This is a genomic window from Zwartia hollandica (assembly GCF_019923725.1).
Classification (GTDB): domain Bacteria; phylum Pseudomonadota; class Gammaproteobacteria; order Burkholderiales; family Burkholderiaceae_B; genus Zwartia; species Zwartia hollandica.
The window spans coordinates 394,130-417,546 of record NZ_JAHXRI010000007.1; the positions used below are offsets into that span (position 1 = coordinate 394,130).

The window sequence follows — 23,417 nt, forward strand, 5'->3', positions numbered from 1 at the left end:
TTCGGACACGCATCATGAATGTATTAACCCGCCTCGACGCCGCACAAAACTGGAATCAAGAGGAGTCTATGTTGCTTGATTCCGTCCGACAGCTTGCGCGCGAAAAAATAGCTCCACGTGCTGCCGCCTATGACAAGTCTGGAGAATTTCCTTGGGATAACGTCCAAGAGATCAATGCGCTCGGTCTGAACGCGATGTTTATTCCTGAAGAGTACGGCGGCGCTCCACTCTCATACGCATGCTATCTCGCCTGCGTACGTGAGCTGAGCCAAGCCTGCGCTTCAACTGGCATTATCTGGGCAACAAATTTTCACGCAATCAAACCTTTAATGGACTTTGGTAACGAAGAGCAAAAAAATCGTCTGCTTCCCCGCATCGCGGAAGGCGGACTAGCTTCTCTTGTGATTACCGAACCCACAGCGGGCTCCGACGCCACAGGGATGAAGACAACCTTCACACCAGATGGAGACTCGATCATCGTCAATGGGAGCAAGATATTCATCTCTAATGGAGACGTCTCTGACCTCTACATTATGTTCGGCAAGTGGAGCGAGATTCCTGGTAGCAAAGAATCCATCTCTGCCGTTGTGCTAGAAAAAGGCACACCCGGCTTCAGCGTCACTGGCACTGAAGACAAGATGGGCACACGCGCCTCTGGCACGGCCTCACTCGCCTTCGATCATGCCCGCATCCCCCGCGCGAACCTACTCTGCGCACCCGGTGATGGTCTTAAGATTCTGCTTGCTTCCCTGAACAAATCCAGACCGAGCGTCGCAGCCCATGCCCTAGGCATTGCGCGCGCTGCCTTTGAAGATGCGATTGAATACATGAATAATCGCAGCCAGTCCGGCAAACGCTTACTCGAGTTTCAAGGGTTACAGTTCAATGTTGCCGATCTCGCAGCCGAACTCGTACTGGTCGAGTCCTGGCTTTGGCGTGTCGCACAACTGATTCAGGACGACGCGCCCGACGTGGGTATCGAAGCCTCGATCCTAAAGTTAAAGGCGACTGATCTTGCAATGCGCATGGCAACTGACGCGGTGCAGTTCTTAGGTGGCTACGGCTATTGCAAGGACTATCGTGTAGAGCGTCTGATGCGCGACGCGAAGATTACTCAAATTTGGGAAGGCACGAACCAAGTCCATCGACAACTAATTGGACGCAGTTTCTTACGCAAGGATAAAAAATGAACGCCACGCAAACTATTGGTATTGTTGGCTGCGGCACGATGGGTACCGGCATTGCCATCGTGGCAGCCCGTGCCGGCTTTAAAACGCGCATTTACGACTTGAAGCCTGAGCCACTAGAAAACGCTCGGAAACAAGCAGCCGCCTTCTTAAAAAAATCTGTCGAGCGCGGTAAGCTGGCCGAGGGCGAAGACACGCTGATTATGGCGCAGTTCTTAACCACCACCAACATCCAGGACTTCAGCGATTGCGACTTAGTCATTGAGGCCGTATTCGAAGACCTCAAAGTTAAGCACGCAATTTTCAAACAACTCAATGGCGTTTGCCCTGCGCATACGATTTTTGCCTCAAATACCTCGACAATTTCCATTACCGAAATTGCCGGTGGAACAGGTCGCGACGATCGTTTTGTAGGAATGCATTTCTGCTTACCCGCGCAGCTCATGAAACTTGTGGAAATGTCCCCGGGCATGAACACCTCAGACGAAACCTTTAAGCGTGCCTGGCAGCTGTGCGAAGCATTGGGACAACGTCCGGTACGCACGCGTGATACCCCAGGCTTTATTCTTAATTACTTTCTCGTCCCATGGCACAACGACGTGATTAACTTAATCGACCAAGGGGTCGCCGAACCTGCCGATATCGATCTTGCCGTCAAGACAGCACTGGGCTATCCCTTAGGCCCCCTTGAACTACTTGATATGGTGGGTATGGATACGCAGCTCTTGTTGTGTGAAGCACTTCATGGGGTGACGAACGAACCCAGAGCCGCCTGCCCGCCGCTGGTCAAGCGCATGATTGGTGCAGGACGCCTCGGCCGCAAATCCGGCAAGGGTTTCCACACCTACGATAGCAACAAGATTTTTGGAGCCTGACAGCATGACCTATCAAATCATCGCAGCGGGTGACAGTCACTCTTTTCCAGACAAGCATGCGTTTATCAATCAAGCGGATTCCAAAGGCAATAGCTTGGTCTACCTCGGCCAAGATGCCGCAGACGCCTTTGCAAATTCAGTGTTTGATCACGAGAAGGCGGCATTCATCGCGATCGAACTAGGCAACGAATGTTTAGGTGTTCATATTGATGACGACAACGGTCCTCAGAATGTGCTTGGATTTGCACGTTTCCGTATAGGTGATGATGCGCCGACAAAGCTCGTGGAGCTCGTGCGCAAGCCCTACACCAGCGATCAAGCGCTTGCCGCCGCGCGCGCGGCATTTGAGGCTGCCGGACTGGTCGTGGCAGTTTGTCATGATTTTCCAGGCAGAATTCTGAATCGTCTCGTGCGTCCTTATTACAACGCAGCGCTGCGTCGTCTAGACGAGGGGCTCGCAACAGCCAACGACATGGACATGACCCTTAGACTTGGTCTCGGATACCCGGACGGTCCCATCGCCCTTCTCAACCGCTCTGGCCTGCATCATCATTTCGAGGTCACACAAGACCTCTATGAGCAGCTTGGTCAAGAAGCCTATGCGCCCGCCAGACGTGCGCGCAACGCTTGGCTAAAACAGAATCTTTTGATTGAGGACGATGATGCAACCGCTTGAGGGGGTCAAAGTACTGGACTTCAGTACGCTCTTGCCGGGACCCATGTGTACGCTTCTGCTAGCGGATGCGGGCGCAGATGTCATTAAGATCGAGCGCGCGTCGGGCGACGATATGCGGGATTACGAACCAAAGGTTGGCCCTGACAGCGTAAATTTTTGCCTTCTGAATCGTGGAAAAAAATCGATCGTCGCAGATCTAAAGGATTCAGCAACGCGCGCAAAAATTGAACGTCTGATCGCCGAGGCAGATGTCATCGTTGAACAATTTAGGCCGGGCGTGATGGATCGCCTGGGTTTAGGATACGAGGCTGCCAAGGCGATCAATCCAAGAATTATCTACTGTTCAATCACTGGCTTTGGTCAGCACGGCCCCTACGCGCAGGTTGCGGCACACGACATGAATTATCAGTCTCGTACCGGGATGGTTGGTCTGGGAGGCGACAAAGCAGGCGCGCCTTTTGTGCCGCCAGTGCTTACCGCCGACTTAGCGGCCGGCGCCTATCCGGCGGTCATGAATATTCTTTTGGGGCTGCGCAGCCGCGATCAAAACGGCACTGGCTGCCATCTTGATGTGTCCATGTCTGACAATCTGTTCCCGCTGATGTACTGGGGTTTAGGCGCAGGTTGGGCGGCCGGTCAGTGGCCCAGACCAGGAGACGAACTGGTAACCGGCGGCAGTCCGCGCTATCAGATCTATCAAACAGCTGACAACAAATACCTTGCTGCCGCTCCGCTTGAAGATAAATTCTGGAATAACTTTCTGAATATTCTTGGCGCGACTGAGCTGGAACATATCGACAATCCAGCACTTGTGAAAGCCAGTGTCGCAAAAATCATCGCTCAACAGCCCGCGGCTTATTGGCTCGAGAAGTTTGAAGGAAAAGATACTTGCGTCACAGAGGTCATTGGACTGGAGCAAGCCGTCTCAGATCCGCACTTTAATGTGCGCGGAGTCTTTAAGCGAGGGCTCATTGCCGCCAGCGGACAACGCATGCCGGCCTTGCCAACACCTATTAGCGCGGTCTTTCTTAGCGAAAACCCCGATAACACTAGTCCCAAACTGGGTGCGCACACGCAAGAGGTTTTGAAATAAGATACGCGGCAGACGATTAAAACTAAAACAGATAACACTTGGAGACTTTAGATGAAAAAAATTAAGTTCTTATTTGCACTTGCGGCGAGCAGTTTCGCGCTCTCAAGCTTCGCACAAACTGACTGGCCGAATAAGCCCATTCAAATCATCGTCACCTTTGCACCTGGCGGCACCTCAGACGTACTGGCACGAGCGATCGCTCCCGATCTCTCCAAAGCACTCGGACAGCCCGTGCTCGTAGTAAATAAACCAGGTGCGAACAGCACAATTGCGACCCGTGAGGTTGCAAGGGCGGCGCCTGATGGAAACACAATTGGTCTGTTCATTAGTGCGCACGCCATTAATCCGCACATCACCAAGAGCCTGCCTTACGACACCAAGAAGGACTTCACTCCCCTTGCAATGCTCGCGCTGATGCCTGGCATTCTTACCGTCAACCCTAGTGTGCCTGCCAAGAATCTACAAGAACTCGTTGCTCTCGCAAAAGCGAAACCAGGCTCCTTGGCTTACGGTACACCAGGTGGCCTGACCTCGGGCCAGCTCTCTATGCAATACCTGATTAAGCTTGCCGCCGTAGACATCACCGAGATCGGCTACAAGGGTGGCGGTCCAGCACTCACAGATCTGCTTGCTGGACATATCCAGATGTTGATCAACAGCCCAACCTCTACGATTCCACACGTTAAAAGTGGAAAGCTTCGTCCTATCGCAACGACGGGTGCGACACGACCTGAGGCCTTAAAGGATATCCCAACGATCGCGGAGTCAGGTTTCCCAGGCTTTGAGTTGTATGAGTGGTACGCACTCTTCTTGCCTGCAGGCACTCCAAAACCAATCGTAGATCGACTTTACGCAGAAGTCATGAAAGTCATGGCCTCTCCTGCGATGGTCAAGCGTATCGCCGAGATCGGTGCGCAAAGCAGCACCGATACACCGCAACAATTCGCTAAGTTTCTCGAAAAAGAAGACAAAGTCTGGGGCGATCTGGTCAAACAGATCGGCATCAAACCAGAGTAAGTACGCTTAGGTTACGCGCGAAAGCGCGTACCCGCATCCACCGAGATCACGTCGCCACTGATGTATTTGGCCGCATCAGACGCCAAAAACACAGCCAGGCTTGCGACCTCCTCTGGCTTTCCCATGCGGCCATACGGAAGATTCGCCATAACCTTTGCATAGGCTTGGCGATCGACTTCGGTTTTTGGATGCAACAGGTTATCTGTACGACCAGTGTGTATCAAACCGGGATTAATTCCCAACACACGCACGCCGTGGTCAACGCTCTCCGCACCAAACGCTTTTGTAAAGGCGATGAGCGCAGCATTCGCCACTGAGGTGCCGATCGAATTAGGGTTGAGTTTTTCTCCGGCAATACCAATGATATTGACGATCACGCCATACTTACGTTTGATCATATTTGGATAAAGGGCTCGGCTAAGCATCATGCTTGCGGTCACCTTGCCTTCAAAGCCTTCGCGGAAACCGGCAGGATCAATATTCAACAAACTCCCACGTGCAATCGCGCCCGCGCTGTTTATCAAGATATCGGTCTCGGGAAAAGCTGCAGCTAAGGTCTCGGCCGCTCCCGCCTCTGACAGGTTTGCCGACTGCACCTCCACCTCTACTGGGTAACTGGACTTGATTGCATCGCGCGCCACATTTAAGGAAACTATATCGCGCGCCGCTAAGCGCAGATGACAGCCCTCAGCCGCCAGCGCCTGGGCAATCGCAAAACCAATCCCCTTTGAGCCACCTGTGACAAGAGCTACCTTTCCCTTTAACCCTGAATCCATCGCACCCTCTTTTTTTGAAAGAACACTGAAATTGCGCATATTTTATAGATTTCAGCTTAGTCCGCGGCCGCCAATTAGCAAGAAATTTGTGTATCGTTGCACTCTATGATTCACATTACCGAATTACGCTTACCCGTCAATCACACTCCGCAAGATCTTGAGACAGCAATCCTTGAGCGTCTCGGCATCTCTGCCAGCGAATTATTGGATGTTGAGATCTTTAAGCGTAGCTATGATGCCCGAAAAAAGGCGGCGCTATCTTTTACCTATATTGTCGATGTCTCTGTAAAAGATCCCATCGCAGTCCTCAAGCGTCATACAGAAGACGCGCGGGTTACCCCAACACCAGACACGGGCTACCATTACGTCGCTCAAGCCTCGCACGACACCTCATCCAAGCGGCTTCGGCCAGTTGTTGTGGGCTTTGGACCCTGCGGCATCTTCGCAGCGCTACTGCTTGCTCAGATGGGCTTTAAGCCCCTAGTACTTGAGCGTGGCAAAGCAGTCCGGGAACGCACTAAAGACACCTGGAATCTTTGGCGCAAAAACGTACTCGATCCAGAGTCCAACGTACAGTTCGGTGAAGGTGGGGCTGGTACCTTCTCTGATGGCAAGCTCTACAGCCAGATCAAAGATCCGAAATTCTACGGTCGCAAAGTCATCCGCGAATTCGTCAAGGCTGGCGCCCCCGAAGAGATCGTCTACGTCGCCAAACCTCATATCGGTACGTTCCGACTGGTGGGTGTCGTCGAAAAAATGCGGGAAGAAATCATCGCCCTAGGTGGTGAGATTCGATTCGGGCAAAAAGTCGTTGGATTGGAGATTGACCACCAACAACTGCGTGGGCTGACACTCGAAAGCGGCGAACACATTGCTGCAGACCATGTTGTGCTGGCTCTAGGTCATAGCGCTCGCGACACCTTCAAAGTGCTGCACGAGGCTGGTGTTTATATGGAAGCCAAGCCGTTTTCAGTTGGCTTTCGTATCGAGCACCCACAGTCTATGATCGATCGCGCCCGACTCGGCCCCCATGCGGGCAACAAACTGATCGGTGCCGCAGACTACAAGCTTGTGCACCACGCTAATAATGGCCGTAGTGTCTACAGCTTTTGTATGTGCCCAGGCGGCACTGTGGTTGCGGCAACCTCAGAGCCTAATCGTGTTGTGACGAACGGCATGAGCCAATACTCACGCAATGAGCGTAATGCAAATGCTGGGATTGTCGTCGGCATCACACCCGCTGACTATCCGGGTGACGCAATGGCAGGGATTGAGTTTCAACGTACGATTGAATCCAAGGCGTTTGAATTGGGCGGCGGCACCTACGAAGCCCCAGGCCAACTCGTGGGTGATTTCCTTGTTGGCAAGGCCTCCACGGCTTTTGGCAGTGTGATCCCATCTTATAAACCTGGCGTGCATCTTACCGACTTAGCGTCGAGCCTACCTGATTATGCGATTCAAGCCATGCGCGAAGCGTTGCCTGCCTTTGAGCGTCAAATCAAAGGCTTTTCCATGCACGATGCCGTGCTGACGGGTGTTGAGACACGCACTTCGTCACCGCTGCGCATTACGCGTGGCGACGACTACCAAAGTTTGAATATCAAAGGGCTCTACCCCGCAGGCGAAGGTGCGGGATACGCTGGTGGGATTTTGTCAGCTGGTGTCGATGGAATCAAAGTCGCGGAAGCCGTAGCACTCAGCTATACGGCGCCTTAGTCAATGCCACGAACGCGCAAACATCCGGAGTTCGATCCGACCACGGGGTATGCGTACCCTGAGCACTTACGCGGGTACCTGAACGATCTGCCGCAGACACCGGGTGTTTATATCTTTCACGGTTTAACCGATAGTTTGCCGCTTTACATCGGAAAAAGTATCAATATCCGTACGAGGGTGATGTCTCACTTTCGCACCCTCGACGAAGCGCGCATGCTTCGTCAGACACAGCGCATTACTTTCATTCAAACCGTTGGTGAGATCGGTGCACTCTTGCTTGAAGCCCAATTAATCAAAGAACAACAACCACTCTTCAATCAAAAACTACGACGCACACGTCAAATGTGCTCCATCAGACTGCAAGACGATAAGCCTGAGATCGTATATTCAAAGGACATTGATTTTGCACACACACCGCATCTATACGGACTATTTGCGAGCAGACATTCTGCGCTTGAAGCACTCAAGGATCTCGCGGATGAAGCCAACCTGTGTTGGGGAATACTCGGCATTGAAAAAGCGTCTGCCAATCGCCCTTGCTACAGACACATGCTCAAGCGCTGCGCTGGGGCCTGTTGTGGCGTCGAAACGGTTGCAGTACACCATAATCGACTCATACAACAATTAGAAAATCAGCGTATTGAATGTTGGCCTTATGTGGGGCCCATCGGTTTGATCGAAAAAAATGACACGCATACCGATATTCATGTGGTGCACAACTGGCTGTACTTGGGTAGCGCAATGACGATTGAACAAGCTAGAGAGCTCAGCACCATCGCCGCTGCGTTCGATAGCGACGGCTACAAGATTCTATGCAAACCCATTCTGACTAGCTCGTTGCCAGTCGTGGAACTTTAAAGGCAACGCCTAGGCGAAAGCCTTCGCACACAAGCGGCTACGCGGCAATGGGTTGGTATACACGAATGCGCGATTGCAACGTTTTTTTATTCTCTCGAATTGCGACACGGACATCATATTCCGCTTGTAAGTTGATCCAAAAAATCGGATCCATCGAGAAATAAATTCCAAGCCTCACAGCAGTATCTGCCGTGATCGGTCGGTTGCCATTCAAGATTTCACTAATGCGACTCGCTGGAACATCTATATCACTAGATAAGCGTCGACCGGTTATCTGCAGAGGCTTCAAGAACTCTTCGTTCAAAATCTCACCTGGGTGTATTTCTTGCAAACGCCTAGTCATCATTTTCACTTAGTGATAATCAACACTTTCCAACGTGAATAGTCCGAAAGAGTGCCTGAGTATCGAGGCACCGGAATGAAGCAATCATAAATAGTATATTCCGCCAAACAGATTCTGTAAAACAGAATATTTGCTGATAAGCAAAGTGTAGCGAAATAACCATGGTTACCGATCTGACGGGTAGACAAATTAACCCACGGGTTCGAGCATCAGCTCAGCGTGATTTACTCAGGCGTCAACGCAACGTTATTCAACTTGTTGAGCGTCTCTGGCCACTGACGTTTTTGTGCCGATTGCAGCAACACACGTCCCCACGACATCCAGGCATCCCAGCCAATCCGCTTATCCCAAGAATTACCCCAGCACGAAACTAACTGAACGCCAGCGGCAGCGTAACGCTCACCTTCCTCAAAGTTTCGGAACGTCATGTAGAGCTGTGCCAGCACAAGATAAGGTTCAGCAACGTAAGGGTTCAAGGCAATCGTTTGCTTCAACACGGCGATTGTCGCGTCAGGCGACAGCATCGGTTGGTTTTGCTGCATCACGGACCAGTACAACGCAGCAGCCGACGCTTCATTCTCGCGGGTAAGCACCCCCTGCCCCAACTCAAACACTGGCGGTGTTGGCAACAAATCCTTCAAACCAGGGTGCTGCAAAAGTGTCGCTAGCTGTGAAATCTGACTCCAGCGATACGTAGACGGACGCATCGGTCCTGGCCATAAGGCGGCCCCCCAATGCAACTGAGCGTTATCCGCCTTGTAGTCTGGGTAGCCCATGTAGATATCATCTTGCCAGCTGTACCACTGCTCACAGATATCTGCCATCGTTACAACGATATAGATTGCGACATCGCGCGGTGGCAAATCAAAAGGGGCACCGTTCAAGGTAATCGTGAGGCTACCGTCTTGCTTGAGATTACCTTTGAATAGTTCTCGCACGAGCTCAGTGCGCGACATGACGCAAAAGAGGTGAATGAGTCGTTCGGCATCTTCACCAACAGCTTCTTGTAGACGTCCTCGCTCACTCTTGGGATCGAACTTCACCAGATCCACATGTGCATTACCGTAGACACTGTGCAAGAGGCCAAGCTGACGCACCACAAGTGGCTGTTGCCACAGAGTCAGTGTACGGGTCACGCCCACCAAATGATGGCGAAACGTTCCCGCCTTGTGCCAGTCTTGCCCGACACCTCGCCCAAGAACCAAAGGCATAACCGGCCCTAACTCAGGATCATGGGCCAACCATTCCTCGTCGAGCAGGGCTATCGCGCGGGTCAGTTGTGTGGAATTAAGCGTTGGCAACTTAGTCGTCATGTTGATAGGTCTCAAGCAAAGGTTTTACAGATCGTTCTAAATAGGCTCGAAAAAATCTTAGCTCAGCGGTCGAGACAGCACACGTCCTGGTCTCGCGCCCGTTGCCTTGCCGTCATTCCAGACAATATCGCCATTCACAATAACCGTGTGGATGCCTTTGGCCAACGCAATCGGATTCTCATAGGTTGCAACTTCATCGACGGTCTCTTCATCAAAAAGCGTCAGATCCGCGAATGCGCCCTCTTTGATGACACCGCGGTCTGCAAGACCAAAGTTCACAGCCGTCAGGCCCGTCATTTTATGCACCGCGGTCTCAAGTGAAAACAAGCCGAGGCTGCGACGATAGTGCCCAAGCACGCGGGGGAAGGTTGACCACAAACGAGGATGTGGTGAGGAGTCATGTGGCAATCCATCTGAACCAATCATTGTTGGCGCAAATTGCAATATCTTTTGTACGTCACCTTCATCCATACGGAAATAAATCGCACCGGCAGGCAGCAGGCGCTCAATAGCTTCATCTTGCGATACACCCATCTGCGCCGCGATCTTATCCAGATCCTGGCCTGCATACTGTGGCAAAGGCTTAGACCACGTCACGATCACGCGTGCGGAAGTAATGGCACGACTAGCGGATAGCACTGTTGAGCCTGCAGTGTAGGGGTAGCAGTCGAGACAGATCGGCTGCATCGCCATGCTCTTACGAATGAACTCAAGCGTCTCATCCGAACGGCCGTAGTTCTTCTGCCCAATCACCTTGTGATGTGAAATCACGACCGGCACACCCACTTCACGTCCGATCCGGAAAGTCTCTTCCAGCGACTCCATCACACCATCGGCCTCATCGCGCATATGCGTGCAATACAAGCCATTATATTTTTTGAGTGGTTTGCAGATTTCGATCACTTCCTCAGTCGGTGCAGCGACAGCCGGCTCATAAAACAAACCGGTCGACACTCCAATTGCACCTGCCTGCATCGCTTCGACAACAAGCTCTTGCATCGCGTGAATTTGTTTGGCATTCGCTGGCTGCTCAAGATCATCCATCGTAGCTACACGCAAGGTTGTGTGCCCCACCAACATCGCGCGGTTGGTGGTCGCAGGCTCAGCCCTCAACGCATCGAGATACTCTTTAAAACTACGGAAACGAAACCACTTACCTTCGTCGTCCAACAGATTCAAGGGAGGCGTCACGGGATCAGGAATCGGCCGTGGCATTGGCGCTAACGAGACACCACAATTGCCACCAATAATAGTCGTCACACCCTGACTGACTTTGGGCGTCATCTCCGGATTCGACAACATCAAGCGATCATCATGCGTGTGCGCATCAATAAAACCAGGCGCTGCCACATGACCTTTAAGATCAATCTCCTTTTTAGCGGTGCAACCCGAGAGGTCACCTACTTTGGCGATCCGATCAGCATTGATACCGATATCCGCGGTGTAGCGATCGGCACCTGTGCCGTCAATAACGGTTGCATTGCGAATAAGTAAATCAAACTTGGTTGTCATGATTTAAAGGTTTCCAGTGTGTGTCTTTTCAAATAGTATTTTTGTCAGGCCAGTGCTTGCGATAGCTTTACGCAGCGATTTTTGCGCCCTCGTCGCCCAAGTCCCAGAGCAGTCCAGCCATCAACTGCAAGGACTCGCGCGCAACGGAACCCAGCATGTGCTCATTAGGCGCATGTTGCGAACATGCTGCATACGAATGCGGGACCCACACCGTGGGCAAGCCCAGAATTTTTGAAAACGCATCGTTAGGCAAGGTACCGCCAAGGTTAGGCAAAATATCAACGGTCTTTCCGGTCGTACGCGTAATCGATGCTGCCGCCATCTTGACCCAAGCGTTATCGGGATCCAGTCGCGTCGCTTCGGCGGCTTCGCCACGACTCGCTACCGCTTCGACATCGGTAAATCCATGTGCATCGAGATGCTCACGAATATGCTTTAAGAAATTCTCATTGTCACTACCCACCACATACCGTAACTGGCAGAACGCAATCGCATAGCCGGGGATCGCATTGACGGGTGCATCGGGGTTGCCCGTCTTGAACGCAAGGGTCTCAAAGGTGTTCCACGCAAAGACACGTTCGGTCGGGGTCAAACCTGGCTCGGCCCAATCAGGATCGATTTCCGGGTCGTTAGGGCCACCACCGACTTCAATGTTTGCGAGCGCCTTTTTTACGTTGTCGGGTAATGAGCTGGGTAAAAGTTTTGGAACGAGAATCTTCCCCTTAGCGTCGACCATCGATGCGATCGCGTGTGCCAAGCGGATGCCAGGGTTCTTAAGCAAGCCACCCCAGTTGCCAGAGTGATGCGCGCCCTGTCGGACATTGAGTTTGAGCTCAAAATTGAACGCCCCACGCGAACCCAAAAAGAGTGTTGGGCGAGTCGCTGACACACGTGGACCATCCGACGCCAAAAATAAATCGGCCTGGAGTAAGTCGCCATGCTGCTCGCACATTTCGCGCAAACCAGGCGAACCCATCTCCTCACCCATTTCAATCAACAGCGTCACGTTGTAGCCAAGCTTGCCACCACGTGCAGTGATGACCTGCTCTAGCGCAGCAAGGTTGATGGTGTGCTGGCCCTTGTTGTCAGCCGTACCACGACCATACCAGCGGTCGCCTTGTATTTTTAGCGTCCAGGGCTCCAGGCCTTCGATCCATTGTGGCGCGTAGCCCCGCACCACATCACCATGACCGTAGGTCAAGACGGTAAAGGCTGCCGCTGACTCCGTCCGACTTGCAACCATAAAGGGTGCACCACCCTCGATCGGGTTCGGAATAATCTTGCAATCAAAGCCAAGCCCTTTAAGCGTGGGTGCCAACTCCTCGGTCAGATAAGACGTGAGCACTGGGATCTTTCCCGGCTCTTGGCTTTCGGTCGCTATCGCGACGCGGCGCGCCAACGTCGACTGAAAGGTGCCTTGATCAAAATAGGCGGTAGCGGAATCAATCGCTTGCTGACGGCTCATGGCTTGTCTCGTGTGTAGGTTAAATAATGGAACTAAATTTTGCTTATAAATCGTAATCTTTTCGCAAGACTGCCACTTATATTACCGCCATGTCTAAAAATTTGGACTGTCAGGAGGGTTCGGCGTGACATCTGACCCGTATCACATTAATTTGGCGACACGGTTAGCGTAAATCGATAGAAGAATGCAAAAATAGGCAAACATCACAAAAACCAAAACATGAATCTCCGCATCTATCGCGCTGTCGGCTTCACGGGCATCGCACAAGTCCTGGCGAGCGCGGGCTCTCACTATCTCCCTGCTGTCACCGTCATCCCAGCGAGCAAAGATCTCGGTTTGTCGCCTGCGACGATATTCGCGGCCTTTTCTTTGGCGCTTTGCGTCTCTGCTTTTGCTGGTCCCTACGTGGGTCGACTTGTTGACCGTTTTGGTGGCAGACCGGTCTTGATGATGTCAAGCGTGTCGTTTGCAATCGCACTCACCTTATTAGGTTTTTCTCAAGGATTGCTGTCCGTACTGATCGCCTATGCAATCTTAGGTTTTGGGATGGCGTGCGGACTGTTTGAGGTCGCCTTCGCCACGATCGTCCGCTTATTTGGCAAAGAGTCACGTAATCCGATCACAGGCGTCACACTGATCGCTGGCTTCGCAAGCTTGGTAGGTTGGACAACGTCGGTCTACATCGAATCCAAGTTTGGTTGGCGTGGAACCTGTTGGTTCTGGGCTGCCACGCATGTGCTCATTGGCTTGCCTGTCAACGCGTTGGTACCCAAACCTGACACCACGACTACCCAAAAACCAACGCCTGCGGCCACTGCAGAGGCCGTGACTACACCAGCAACCGCAACAACGACATCCCCTGTAGTTCAACATAGTCCTGGCAAATACACTGGCGTGCTGCTTGCCTTTGTATTTGCGGCCAGTTCATTCGTGGGGATGGGTTTGATGACGCACATGCCGCGCATGTTGGAAGGTATTGGAGTGCCACTCGCAGTCGCCTTTGCCATTGGCGCTTTTGTTGGGCCGTCGCAAGTTTTAGGTCGTCTACTCGATTTCTTTTTTATGCGACGCTGGCATCCATTAATCAGTGCCCGAATCGCCGCGTTTGCACATCCTGTTGGCGCAACGCTACTCATGATCTTTGGTGCACCGGTGGCCGCATTATTTGTTGTACTGCATGGCATCGGCAATGGGATTCTTATTATCTCGCGTGGGACGTTGCCACTTGCCATCTTTGGGACGCGCGGCTACGGGCAACGCCAAGGCTGGCTAATGATGCCCTCTAAGTTTGCACAAGCGGCTGCACCCTTTTTATTCGGCTTAGCTGTGACTGAGTGGGGCTCTGGCGCGTTATGGCTGTCTGGAGGACTTGGCCTCGGAATCTTTGCCGCACTATGTCTCATCTCAAGCAAGTACAAACCAGATTAAACACACGACGCATAAAAAATGAGCAACCAATCAACTGACACAATTCGTTCCGTACCGCTCTACAAGAAAGATTTTTCTTTTTTTGAAGCGGTAACCTTACGCTGGGCAGATAACGATTCTTATGGGCATGTCAACAATGCTCACTACTATTCATTTTTCGACACGGCAGTCGATGCATTTTTATTGCATTACAACCTGCGACCATACATTGCTGGGCCCTACCAGACGCTAGTGGTTGCCTCAGAATGTCGCTACTTCAGTCAGGTATCGGCGCCGGGCACGATTCAGGTGGCTGTGCGTCCTGGTCGCCTTGGACGCAGCTCGATCACTTACGAGGTTGCGGTCTTCACAGCAGACTCAGACCAAGCCGCAGCCCAAGGTCTATTTGTGCACGTCTGTGTAGACCGGCAATCGCAACGTCCAGAAGCCCTACCCGAGCCGTTCTGTAAAGAAATCGAGAGACTGAAATCGATGTGATCTCAGCCTCCTAGCCATAAAACTTACTGACGCTCGATCCCAGAAATCTTGACGAGCTCGCCCCACAAATCATAGTTCTGCTTCACGAATACACCAAAGTCAGCTGAGGTGGGGCTCACCACAACTTCAGAGCCCAAAGCGACAAGCTTTTTACTGGTTTCTGGATCTTGCAGCGCACGATTCAGCGCTGCATGAATCTTTTCGACGACAGGTTGTGGCGTGCCCTTGGGTGCGAACATACCAATCCACGCGCCCAGGTTGAAGTCCTTGATACCTTTCTCTTCCAAGGTCGGTATGGCTGGGTCCATTTCAGCACGCCGGTTCGTACTCACCGCGAGGGCATTGAGTCGGCCAGACTTATAGTGAGGATGCACCGTGACCATCGTGTCGAAAGTCGCATCAACGTTCCCGCCAATCACATCCGCTTGCGACTGCGAGCTACCTTGGTAAGGTACGTGCACCATTTTTATATTTGCTTTCGTCAACAGCATCAGCATCACGAGATGACTTGTCGTGCCATTACCAATCGAGGCATAGGTCAATTTTTCTGGATTGGCACGTGCATAGGCAACAAATTTCTCGAAAGTATCTAAGCCTTTCGTTTTGTTCGTCACGAGCATCATGGGTAGCCATGAGGTCTGCCCAATAGGCACAAAATCTTTCAGCGGGTCATAAGGCAGACTCTTGAACAGATGCGCAGCCGTGTTCATTGGAGCGGTCGCGCTCAGCAATAAGTTATAGCCATCAGGTTTCGCTTTAGCGACCTCGGCCGGCGCTAATGTTCCACCGACCCCTGGCTTATTTCGAACGATGATCGGTTGCCCCAGATCCTTGCTCATCTTCTCACCCAGAATCCGGGCGATCGAGTCCGTCGACGTGCCTGGCGGGAAACCTACATGAATAGATATTGGCTTATCGGGGAAACCAGCCTGAGCCCAAGCCCCTTGCATGCCCACCACACTTAAGGCACCCGCCAACAGCATTGTTGTTATCGATTTACGCAGCTTTACCATTTAAATATCTCCCAACTCAGTTTTTCTTATACATTAATTCGAAGCGCAATTATGCCCTTTTTACGGGCCGTATCGACAGGTCCTCACGCCAGCGGGTAAGATTAACCTCATTGAGTCCGTCGTAGAAAAAGGATTACTGAGACATGTCACACGTCGTCACCCGAGAGCAAGCCCTCAAAGAACGTCATTACTACAAACTCCCAAATGGCACAGACACGTGGGTATCCTCCTGTGTCGGGATGAACTCTGTCGAGCGCCGGGCAAAAAACATGCCGCCAAGGGCCCCAGAGGCGTTTCCCCCACCGCTGGAGCCGATCGCCTTTCTAGTTGAACAAGGCGCTCACTCCTCGATCCCTGGCCACTACCATCAAGCGGACCAGTTTCAAGTATTCGTTTCCGGTGAAGGAAAGTTTGGAATCAAGCCAATCGAAGGCATGACTGTGCATTACGCCATGGCGTTTACTCCTTACGCACCAATTCATGCTGAAGGCACCAATGTCGAGTACTACACCTTGCGTAATGGCTGGGATCCCGGCGCACGCTGGATGCCCGAGCACAAAGAAGCACTGAAAGGCAAGACCAAGTCCTACCGACACGGTCTGGGATTAATTCCCGCGTTGATTGGCGATACCGACGGTCCAAAGAACATTGATGGAATCAAAACACATGCCGTCGTTCCAGCCGAGGCTGACGGACTCGGCGCGACACTTTTCCAGACGACCTCAGCACAAGTGATTACTGGCCCGGCACCAGACACTGGGCGCGGTCAATATTGGATGGTATTGCGAGGCGCATGCACCATCAACGGAGAAGATGCATTTGAGCGCTCATTAATTTTTATCGCCCCCACAGACAAGGCGCCCGTCGTGCAATCCTCGAGCGCTGGTGTTGCGATTATGTGCATGCAATTCCCTAAGCGTGAAGGCGCATAGAATCACACGATCGTAAAAAAAGGCGCCTTCAGTGAGGCGCCTTTTTTTTAATTAACGACCTTTAAATTGCGCAGGACGTTTTTCCATAAAAGCCGTCCGGCCTTCTTTGAAGTCTTCGCTTGCAAAGCAATTCTTCACCATCTGTACCGCGCGATCCATGTCCTGTTCATCAGGATGCGCACACACTTGGCGTATGTTGAATTTACTTGCCGCAACGGTTAATGGTGCGTTCTCAGCGATCATCTTAGTGTACTGATCGACGACAGCATCAATCTCGCTACCGGCACAGACGCGAGAGACAAAGCCCATTCGCAACGCATCTGGCGCATCGAAGCGACGCGCCGTCACAAAAATATCGGTGGCATTGGCCAAACCAATGATGTCGGTAAACCGCTTGATACCCTTATGCCCGTACCCTAAACCCAAGCGTGCGGCCGGCATCCGGAAGGTTGCGTCTTCGGAGCAAATCCGGATGTCACAAGCGGCCGCTAAGCCCAAGCCACCACCAAAACAAAAACCACGAATCTTGCCAATAATGGGTTTGGAGCACTCAACCGGTGCAACCATCGAATCAGCCACTGCGTTGTCGTAGTCGTCTTGCGTCTTTGCTGAGCTGCGGAGCTTGTCGAACTGCGAAATGTCTGCGCCCGACACAAAGGCCTTATCACCCACACCCGTAATCACAATAACCCGCACCTCGGGATCAGCATCAAAAGCCCGGATCGCTTTTGGCAAATCGGTCCACATCTGCACCGACATGGCGTTCATCTTGGTAGGGTTGGAAATCGTAATCGTGCCAACAGCACCATTTTTTGCGGTCAAAATCTCGGCCATGAGGGACTTCTCCAGTTATAGTTGTTCACATAGTAGTATCCCTTGCAATAATACTGAAAGCAACTTATAAAACCGTCTCTAGCCCCAAAAAAACAACAAGGCTCGATCCAATTTTTCGCAATCCTCTCTGAATCACTTCCAACAAAGCCATGTCAAAAATTCAAGCATCCTCTGCCCTGTCAAACCTCAAAGTTTTGGATATGTCTCGTGTTCGTGCGGGCCCAAACTGCGTGCGTCTTTTAGCCGACTTTGGCGCCGATGTGATCCGCATCGAACCTCCCAAAGGGGTCGACCCCAACGAAGGTATGTTTGCAGCGAATCGCGAAGGGGGTGACTTTCAAAACCTCAACCGCAACAAGCGGGCGATGACCTTGAACTTAAAGAAGCCTGGTGCGCTTGATGTCATGATGCGCCTAGTTAAAACGGCTGATGTGGTCGTAGAAAACTGGCGCCCAGACATCAAAAAGAAGTTAGGCGTCGATTACGAGTCACTCGCAAAAGTGAACCCACGGATCATCCTGGCCAGCATCTCCGGCTACGGCCAAGAAGGCCCCTATTCCTCGCGTCCCGGTTTCGATCAGATCATGCAAGGCATGGGCGGATTAATGTCAGTCACCGGCATCCCCGGCCAAGGTCCCGTGCGCGCAGGACTGGCCGTCGCAGACATGAGCGCAGGCCTCTACGCTGGTATCGGTATTTTGACTGCACTGCTTGAGCGCGAGCGTTCAGGCAAAGGCCAGTGGGTTCACGCGTCTTTACTCCACGCACAAATCGCCATGATGGATTTCCAGGCGGCACGCTACCTCAACGAAGGTGACGTCGCAGGTCAAGCAGGCAACGATCATCCTACATCGAGTCCTATGGGCTTGTTTGAAGCGAGTGATGGCGTGTTTAACCTCGGTGCTTCAGGCCAAGGCAACTGGGTCCGTTTGTGCGAACTGATGCAACACCCAGAGTGGATGAACGATCCTGACTTCGCCAATGAAAAAACACGCGCGGTGAACCGTGCGAAGTGCAACAAGGTACTCAACGAAGTGTTCCGTACCAAAACGGTTGCCTACTGGGTGGAATCCCTCAACAACGCAGGCGTGCCTGCCGGTCCGGTCTACAACGTGCCGCAAATGTTTGCAGACGAGCATGTCCAGCAGTCGAACATTTCAAAAATGGTCAATGACAAAAACGGAAAACAAAAAGGCTTTATTACACAACCCGCAGTGTTGAGTCGTACCCCCGCCGATGTCGTGACCACTGCACCGCAGTGGGGTGAGCACACCGACGAGGTCTTGGGAGAAGTTGGCTACTCCGCCGACGAGATCGCCAAGTTCCGTGAACAAGGCGTCGTCTAACGTCGTTTAGACTTCGTCACTGACGGGGTTGGACAACACACCAATCCCGTCAATTTCGATTTCAATCGTGTCGCCCTGCTTCATGAAGACTGGCGGCTTTCTCGCGTAGCCAACGCCAGCCGGCGTTCCAGTAATGACGACATCACCAGGCTCTAATGTCATGCACTCTGTGATCAACACCAGAGTTTCGACGATGCCCCACAAAAAGTTTTTGGTATTGGCATCTTGCATGATCTGGCCATTCAGGCGCGACTGAATCCGTAAACCATCCGCAGCGCGGGGTAACTCATCGGGTGTCACGAGCCAAGGGCCAAAGGCGCCAGTACCGTCAAAGTTTTTACCGATCGTCCATTGTGTCGATTTACGCTGATAGTCACGCAAACTGCCGTCATTAAATGCGCTATAGCCCGCCAGATAGTCCAAGGCATTTTGCTCGGTAAGGTGGCGCGCACGCTTGCCAACAACAAAAGCCAATTCCGCTTCGTAGTCGAACTTATCTGAGACCTTAGGGCGAATCATCGGTGCGAGATGCCCCACCATAGAGCTTGGCCCGCGCATAAAAAATGCCGGATACTCTGGGCGTGCATGACCACCCTCAGCCGCATGGTCTGCGTAGTTCAAGCCAAGGCAAATAATTTTGCTGGGCTTGTCCACCAACGGAATAAAGTTCACACCTGCCAGCGGTTGGATCACGGCGTTCGATGCCTTGGCGAGTTGAGCAACACGATCCATCGCACCCGCTGTCTCGATGATTTCAAGCAAGCTTGTCGGTAAAGCCGCATCGGTCGCACCTAAATCGATAAACTCTTTAGCATCAGGCGCACGCAGCAAACCTACTCGCTTCTGTTTGTTTTTATCTTGATAGCTAAATAAACGCATGTCGTGCTCCGGTTATTTTAAGAAGGTATCGATTGAATTAATTCAAATAAAAGTGTAACCACCCAACAACTAACTGACCTTGCGCCCTAACCCGTTAACGCCAAGTGAGCAATATAGCCTGAGCGCGTTTCACCAAGAGAGCGAGCTTTGGCATCCAAGCGCGCTAGTACTTTCTTTGGTAAAGAAATATTTACACGCTCAATATCATCAGAGAGCAATGCCGGATCAATTTCCACAATTGCCCAGATCCAGCCCTTGAATTGCTTGTTTTTTCGATGCAAAGCAATGGGCTGAGGAGGCGGAATGACTTGACCTTGATCGATAGCAACTTCTATCCAAAGCTCAATTGCTACTTTTGACTGCTCGATCGCATCATCAATACCAACATCAGATGCTGAAAAACAACCCGGCAAATCCGGCACAACCACTCCCCAGGAGGAGGAGTCATCAACCGGCTCAATTGCAATTGGATATTTCATGATTTTCGTACCTCAAGCCATCCAAAGCCAAACACCGACAATAATCCCCAGACCTATCCGGTACCAGGCGAATACTCGGTAAGTATGCTTTGAAACGAACGCCAATACTGCGCGAACCACCAGCAGCGCGCAAAGAAAAGCGCTAATAAAACCCACAGCAATCGCAAGCATGTCCTGTTGGCTCAGCAAGCCAGCGTGCTTATAGGTGTCGTAGAGCGCGGCTGCGAGCATCGTCGGCATCGCGAGAAAGAAAGAAAACTCTGTTGCCGTCTTGCGTTGAATACCAGCCAACATGCCACCAATAATGGTGGCACCCGAACGCGAGGTTCCAGGCACCATCGCCAAACATTGTGCACATCCCACCGCCAATGCCTGTTTCCAGCTAATTTGCTCAAGCGTACGTGCCTGAGGGCGCGCCGCAAGCGCGGCGGCCGCTGCAGGAGAGCGACGGCGTTCAACCCACAACATGATGAAGCCACCGAGCACCAGTGTGACCGCAACAACGCCAGGGTGAAAAAACAAGGCCTTGATCATTTTTATAAACAGCAACCCAATAATCGCTGACGGCAAAAAGGCAATCAATAGATTACGTGTAAAGGCCACTTCGACTGGATCCAAACGCAATGTCCCGACAATCATCTGTATTAAACGCTGCCGAAAAATCCACATCACCGCCAGGATTGAGCCCAGCTGAATCACCACCTCAAAGACTTTTGCCTCATCAGACTCAAAATTGATCCAGTTGCCAAAGAGGATCAAATGTCCTGTGCTTGAAATAGGTAAAAATTCTGTTACGCCTTCCAACACACCGAGGAAAAACGCTTTGAGCAAATAAATTGTTTGATCAGTCATGAAAATTTAGGATGACCTAATGAGCTTACGGACGGGGACTTGCAAACGTTTGATGCGATACATAACGGCCTTCCGGCGTAACACGCGCCACTACAATATCGCCCACTCCAATGGCTTGTCCGGTGAAGGCCTCAATATTGACGTGATGTGTGACATAAATAAGTGGTTGCTTCGGATGTGCCTTTAAGTTGGACGCAATCAAACTTTGTAAGGCGCGATTTTGCATATCGCGCCGACTCATATCACCAAAAAAAGATCCAAGTGCCGCTTCAATCTTGACCGGCCCTTTATTCATCAAGGTGGCCGTATCAATACAACGACACCAAGCGCTACTAAACATCTTTGCGCTCTGAACGTTTCGGTCTGCCAGCCACTGTCCAATCGCAACCGACTGCCTGCGACCATACTCCCCCAGATTGCGCTGGGTTGCGCATTGGTCTAACTTGTATCCAGTTGGATCACCCACGCCCGGAGCATCGGCATGCCGAATCATCAGAACATGTTGACCATCGGTCAAGTCTCCAAGCAGATCGGCTTGGGCCACACCAATGGCACTCAGCCCCAACAGGAGCATCAAAAATATTTTTTTTAAAACAGTGACAGAATAATTATTGAACATAACGATCACACCTTATTCTTTGGACTGTCGCTCAAACTGTCTCAACTGTTTTGAATACCAAAACGGTGACACAGCAAGAATCACGTTCATCATGGAAAAAATAATACTCGCCTTGTAGCCACCCGAGAAGTCATAGATCAATCCAGAAATCATTGCGCCGGCCGCGGCGCCCAGCGACATACAAGCGTAGATCGCTCCATAAATTGTCGCAAGCCCATGTCGTGGAAACAGCTTGGTACATAAACCAGACACAATCGGGCCACGCGCACCTTGAGCAATTCCGAAAAAAACAACGAATGTCATCAACAACCATTGTGATGGGAAATACATTAAACCAAGCAGCGCACAAAGCCCGATCGAGGTACACGTAAAAGTTAGCGTCGCAGTCCACCGTGCGCCAAGTCGATCTGCAAGTCGACCAGCAGAACTGACGCCAAGCACAGACAGAATCCCTGCCAGACCAAACGAACTTGCAGCCTCTAGCGCTGAAAATCCAACGCTCACTAAATACGGAATAATTTGTACCGTCACGGTGTAAACCACGACAGAAGTAAAAAAGAATGCTTGAGCCAACGCCCAAAATCCTGTGGTCTTCATCGCGCCTAGCAATGGAGATCCCGAAATTGTGATGGCAGCTGCAGGAGAGGTATCCAGACGCTTCGTAATAGTCTCGGCCTGTACAGGTCGCCCAGCTTGGATAATGGACCAAGGCAACGCTAACACCAAGGGCAGTAACGCGATCAATATTCCGCCCAAAGTGAAATATGCATTACGCCAGCCGATCACTTCATTCAGATACTGCGCGAAGGGAACAATCGCAAGCGTGCCCGCGCCAAAACCGGCATACGCAATCCCGATAGCAGTGCTTGTATTGTGTGGAAACCAACGACCAATCAAGCTTGCGGACGGGACCATGCCCAAAGCGCTAACACCAATACCACCTGCCAACCCTACACAAAGATGAAACTGCCAAAGCTGGGAGAGATTCCCCGCGAGAAAATATCCAACGCCTAAGCTTAGAATCCCTAACAAATAAACAAAGCGTGGCCCACGACGATCGAAGAGCATTCCGATAAAAGGTGCCGACAGTCCATTAGCAATGTTATAGATTGAATACACGCTCGTCAGCTCAGAGCGTGTCCAGCCAAATTCTTTCTCGAGTGGCAGAAGGAACGTTACATACGCGTCACCTACTCCGCGACCAAGCATGTTGAACAAGAAACAGATCAACAGCACGATCACCGCCATCCTGGCATCGGATGGACGTTGATGGATCATGCGGGACGGCACTTCATAAAGCCTGAACGACGACAGAGGCAGACAACTTCGTCGCGTTGGTTGATGCCACGATGTTCAAACTCAACGATGCCCGCATCGCCACGTGACTTGCTCAAGCGCTTAGAGATGATCGTCGTCTCTACACGAATCGTGTCACCATAAAAAACAGGATGTGGAAAACGCGTGTCTGTCATCCCTAGGTTTGCAATGGTCGTACCTAAAGTGGTCTCACCCACAGAGATACCAATCACTAGGCCCAAGGTAAACAAACTATTGACTAGAATCTGACCAAACTCCGTCTTGGAGGCAAACTCTTTGTCCAGATGCAAAGGCTGGGGATTCATTGTCAACGTCGAGAACAGAACGTTATCCATCTCAGTGACGGTGCGAGTCAGGGAGTGCTTAAAAAGCTGACCCACTTCAAACTCTTCAAAATACAGACCTGCCAT

24 protein-coding genes are annotated in these 23,417 nt (G+C 51.6%); 11 read left to right on the forward strand and 13 right to left on the reverse strand.

Going from position 1 to position 23,417, the window contains the following annotated elements; translation table 11 throughout:
• Positions 1–14 precede the first annotated feature (14 nt).
• Genes KZZ10_RS09945 through KZZ10_RS09965 form a run of 5 tightly spaced genes read left to right on the forward strand, consistent with a single transcriptional unit; the run spans position 15 to position 4,848 of the window.
• Complete coding sequence (locus tag KZZ10_RS09945; protein WP_259661360.1) at positions 15–1,190, forward strand: acyl-CoA dehydrogenase family protein; 1,176 nt, start codon at positions 15–17, stop codon at positions 1,188–1,190.
• Positions 1,187–2,062: a 3-hydroxyacyl-CoA dehydrogenase family protein gene (locus tag KZZ10_RS09950; protein WP_259661361.1), complete on the forward strand. Its 876-nt coding sequence runs from the start codon at positions 1,187–1,189 to the stop codon at positions 2,060–2,062. Before KZZ10_RS09945 ends, KZZ10_RS09950 begins: the two co-directional genes overlap by 4 nt.
• A gap of 4 nt (positions 2,063–2,066) precedes the next feature.
• Entirely contained in the window at positions 2,067–2,738 is a 672-nt protein-coding gene (locus tag KZZ10_RS09955; RefSeq protein ID WP_259661362.1) for a 3-hydroxyacyl-CoA dehydrogenase family protein, read from the forward strand.
• Positions 2,722–3,831 carry a CaiB/BaiF CoA transferase family protein gene (locus KZZ10_RS09960; RefSeq protein WP_259661363.1) on the forward strand — a complete coding sequence of 370 codons (1,110 nt, stop codon included), beginning with the start codon at positions 2,722–2,724 and terminating at the stop codon, positions 3,829–3,831. The genes KZZ10_RS09955 and KZZ10_RS09960 overlap by 17 nt, the downstream gene beginning before the upstream one ends.
• Before the next feature lie 51 nt (positions 3,832–3,882).
• Complete coding sequence (locus KZZ10_RS09965) at positions 3,883–4,848, forward strand: Bug family tripartite tricarboxylate transporter substrate binding protein (protein ID WP_259661364.1); 966 nt, start codon at positions 3,883–3,885, stop codon at positions 4,846–4,848.
• 11 nt (positions 4,849–4,859) lie between these two features.
• Here the strand turns inward: KZZ10_RS09965 and KZZ10_RS09970 are convergent, their stop codons facing one another.
• Positions 4,860–5,624 carry a short-chain dehydrogenase/reductase gene (locus tag KZZ10_RS09970; protein ID WP_259661365.1) on the reverse strand — a complete coding sequence of 255 codons (765 nt, stop codon included), beginning with the start codon at positions 5,622–5,624 and terminating at the stop codon, positions 4,860–4,862.
• Positions 5,625–5,729: 105 nt separating this feature from the next.
• Between KZZ10_RS09970 and KZZ10_RS09975 the strand changes: the two genes are divergently transcribed.
• Together KZZ10_RS09975 and cho are read left to right on the forward strand one after the other, a co-directional pair.
• Positions 5,730–7,340 (forward strand): NAD(P)/FAD-dependent oxidoreductase, encoded by a 1,611-nt coding sequence (locus KZZ10_RS09975; protein ID WP_259661366.1) that lies wholly within the window; start codon positions 5,730–5,732, stop codon positions 7,338–7,340.
• 3 nt (positions 7,341–7,343) lie between these two features.
• Positions 7,344–8,198: an excinuclease Cho gene (cho, locus tag KZZ10_RS09980; RefSeq protein WP_259661367.1), complete on the forward strand. Its 855-nt coding sequence runs from the start codon at positions 7,344–7,346 to the stop codon at positions 8,196–8,198.
• Between the two features lie 37 nt (positions 8,199–8,235).
• Here cho and KZZ10_RS09985 read toward each other — a convergent pair whose 3' ends face one another.
• From KZZ10_RS09985 to KZZ10_RS10000, 4 genes are all read right to left on the reverse strand, one after another.
• Entirely contained in the window at positions 8,236–8,544 is a 309-nt protein-coding gene (locus tag KZZ10_RS09985; RefSeq protein ID WP_259661368.1) for a HigA family addiction module antitoxin, read from the reverse strand.
• A gap of 221 nt (positions 8,545–8,765) precedes the next feature.
• A complete protein-coding gene (locus KZZ10_RS09990; protein ID WP_259661369.1) occupies positions 8,766–9,854 on the reverse strand; it encodes a DUF6817 domain-containing protein in 1,089 nt (362 codons plus the stop codon).
• A gap of 57 nt (positions 9,855–9,911) precedes the next feature.
• A complete protein-coding gene (locus KZZ10_RS09995) occupies positions 9,912–11,366 on the reverse strand; it encodes an N-acyl-D-amino-acid deacylase family protein (RefSeq protein ID WP_259661370.1) in 1,455 nt (484 codons plus the stop codon).
• 67 nt (positions 11,367–11,433) lie between these two features.
• Positions 11,434–12,831, reverse strand: coding sequence for a M20 family metallopeptidase (locus tag KZZ10_RS10000; protein WP_259661371.1), 1,398 nt, complete (start codon positions 12,829–12,831; stop codon positions 11,434–11,436).
• 219 nt (positions 12,832–13,050) lie between these two features.
• Between KZZ10_RS10000 and KZZ10_RS10005 the strand changes: the two genes are divergently transcribed.
• Positions 13,051–14,259, forward strand: coding sequence for an MFS transporter (locus KZZ10_RS10005; RefSeq protein ID WP_259661372.1), 1,209 nt, complete (start codon positions 13,051–13,053; stop codon positions 14,257–14,259).
• An 18-nt stretch (positions 14,260–14,277) separates the two neighbouring features.
• On the forward strand, positions 14,278–14,736 hold the full coding sequence (locus tag KZZ10_RS10010) for an acyl-CoA thioesterase (RefSeq protein ID WP_259661373.1): 459 nt from the start codon (positions 14,278–14,280) through the stop codon (positions 14,734–14,736).
• Positions 14,737–14,759: 23 nt separating this feature from the next.
• Here KZZ10_RS10010 and KZZ10_RS10015 read toward each other — a convergent pair whose 3' ends face one another.
• Entirely contained in the window at positions 14,760–15,749 is a 990-nt protein-coding gene (locus KZZ10_RS10015; protein ID WP_259661374.1) for a Bug family tripartite tricarboxylate transporter substrate binding protein, read from the reverse strand.
• A 143-nt stretch (positions 15,750–15,892) separates the two neighbouring features.
• On the opposite strand from KZZ10_RS10015, the gene KZZ10_RS10020 reads away from it, so the two are divergent.
• Positions 15,893–16,681: a hypothetical protein gene (locus KZZ10_RS10020; RefSeq protein WP_259661375.1), complete on the forward strand. Its 789-nt coding sequence runs from the start codon at positions 15,893–15,895 to the stop codon at positions 16,679–16,681.
• A 51-nt stretch (positions 16,682–16,732) separates the two neighbouring features.
• Here the strand turns inward: KZZ10_RS10020 and KZZ10_RS10025 are convergent, their stop codons facing one another.
• Positions 16,733–17,515: an enoyl-CoA hydratase gene (locus KZZ10_RS10025; RefSeq protein WP_259661376.1), complete on the reverse strand. Its 783-nt coding sequence runs from the start codon at positions 17,513–17,515 to the stop codon at positions 16,733–16,735.
• A 149-nt stretch (positions 17,516–17,664) separates the two neighbouring features.
• Here KZZ10_RS10025 and KZZ10_RS10030 point away from each other — a divergent pair, with 149 nt between their 5' ends.
• Positions 17,665–18,861, forward strand: a complete 1,197-nt coding sequence (locus tag KZZ10_RS10030) for a CaiB/BaiF CoA transferase family protein (RefSeq protein ID WP_259661377.1) — start codon at positions 17,665–17,667, stop codon at positions 18,859–18,861.
• Positions 18,862–18,867: 6 nt separating this feature from the next.
• Here KZZ10_RS10030 and KZZ10_RS10035 read toward each other — a convergent pair whose 3' ends face one another.
• The 6 genes from KZZ10_RS10035 to KZZ10_RS10060 form a co-directional block, all read right to left on the reverse strand.
• Complete coding sequence (locus KZZ10_RS10035) at positions 18,868–19,740, reverse strand: fumarylacetoacetate hydrolase family protein (RefSeq protein ID WP_259661378.1); 873 nt, start codon at positions 19,738–19,740, stop codon at positions 18,868–18,870.
• Between the two features lie 86 nt (positions 19,741–19,826).
• The gene (locus KZZ10_RS10040) at positions 19,827–20,219 is read right to left on the reverse strand and encodes a type II toxin-antitoxin system HicB family antitoxin (protein ID WP_259661379.1); all 393 of its coding nucleotides are present in this window, start codon (positions 20,217–20,219) and stop codon (positions 19,827–19,829) included.
• A gap of 12 nt (positions 20,220–20,231) precedes the next feature.
• A complete protein-coding gene (locus KZZ10_RS10045) occupies positions 20,232–21,071 on the reverse strand; it encodes an undecaprenyl-diphosphate phosphatase (RefSeq protein WP_259661380.1) in 840 nt (279 codons plus the stop codon).
• 25 nt (positions 21,072–21,096) lie between these two features.
• Complete coding sequence (locus KZZ10_RS10050) at positions 21,097–21,690, reverse strand: histidine phosphatase family protein (RefSeq protein WP_259661381.1); 594 nt, start codon at positions 21,688–21,690, stop codon at positions 21,097–21,099.
• Between the two features lie 12 nt (positions 21,691–21,702).
• Entirely contained in the window at positions 21,703–22,968 is a 1,266-nt protein-coding gene (locus tag KZZ10_RS10055; RefSeq protein ID WP_259661382.1) for an MFS transporter, read from the reverse strand.
• Positions 22,965–23,417: a MaoC family dehydratase gene (locus KZZ10_RS10060; RefSeq protein ID WP_259661383.1), complete on the reverse strand. Its 453-nt coding sequence runs from the start codon at positions 23,415–23,417 to the stop codon at positions 22,965–22,967. The genes KZZ10_RS10055 and KZZ10_RS10060 overlap by 4 nt, the downstream gene beginning before the upstream one ends.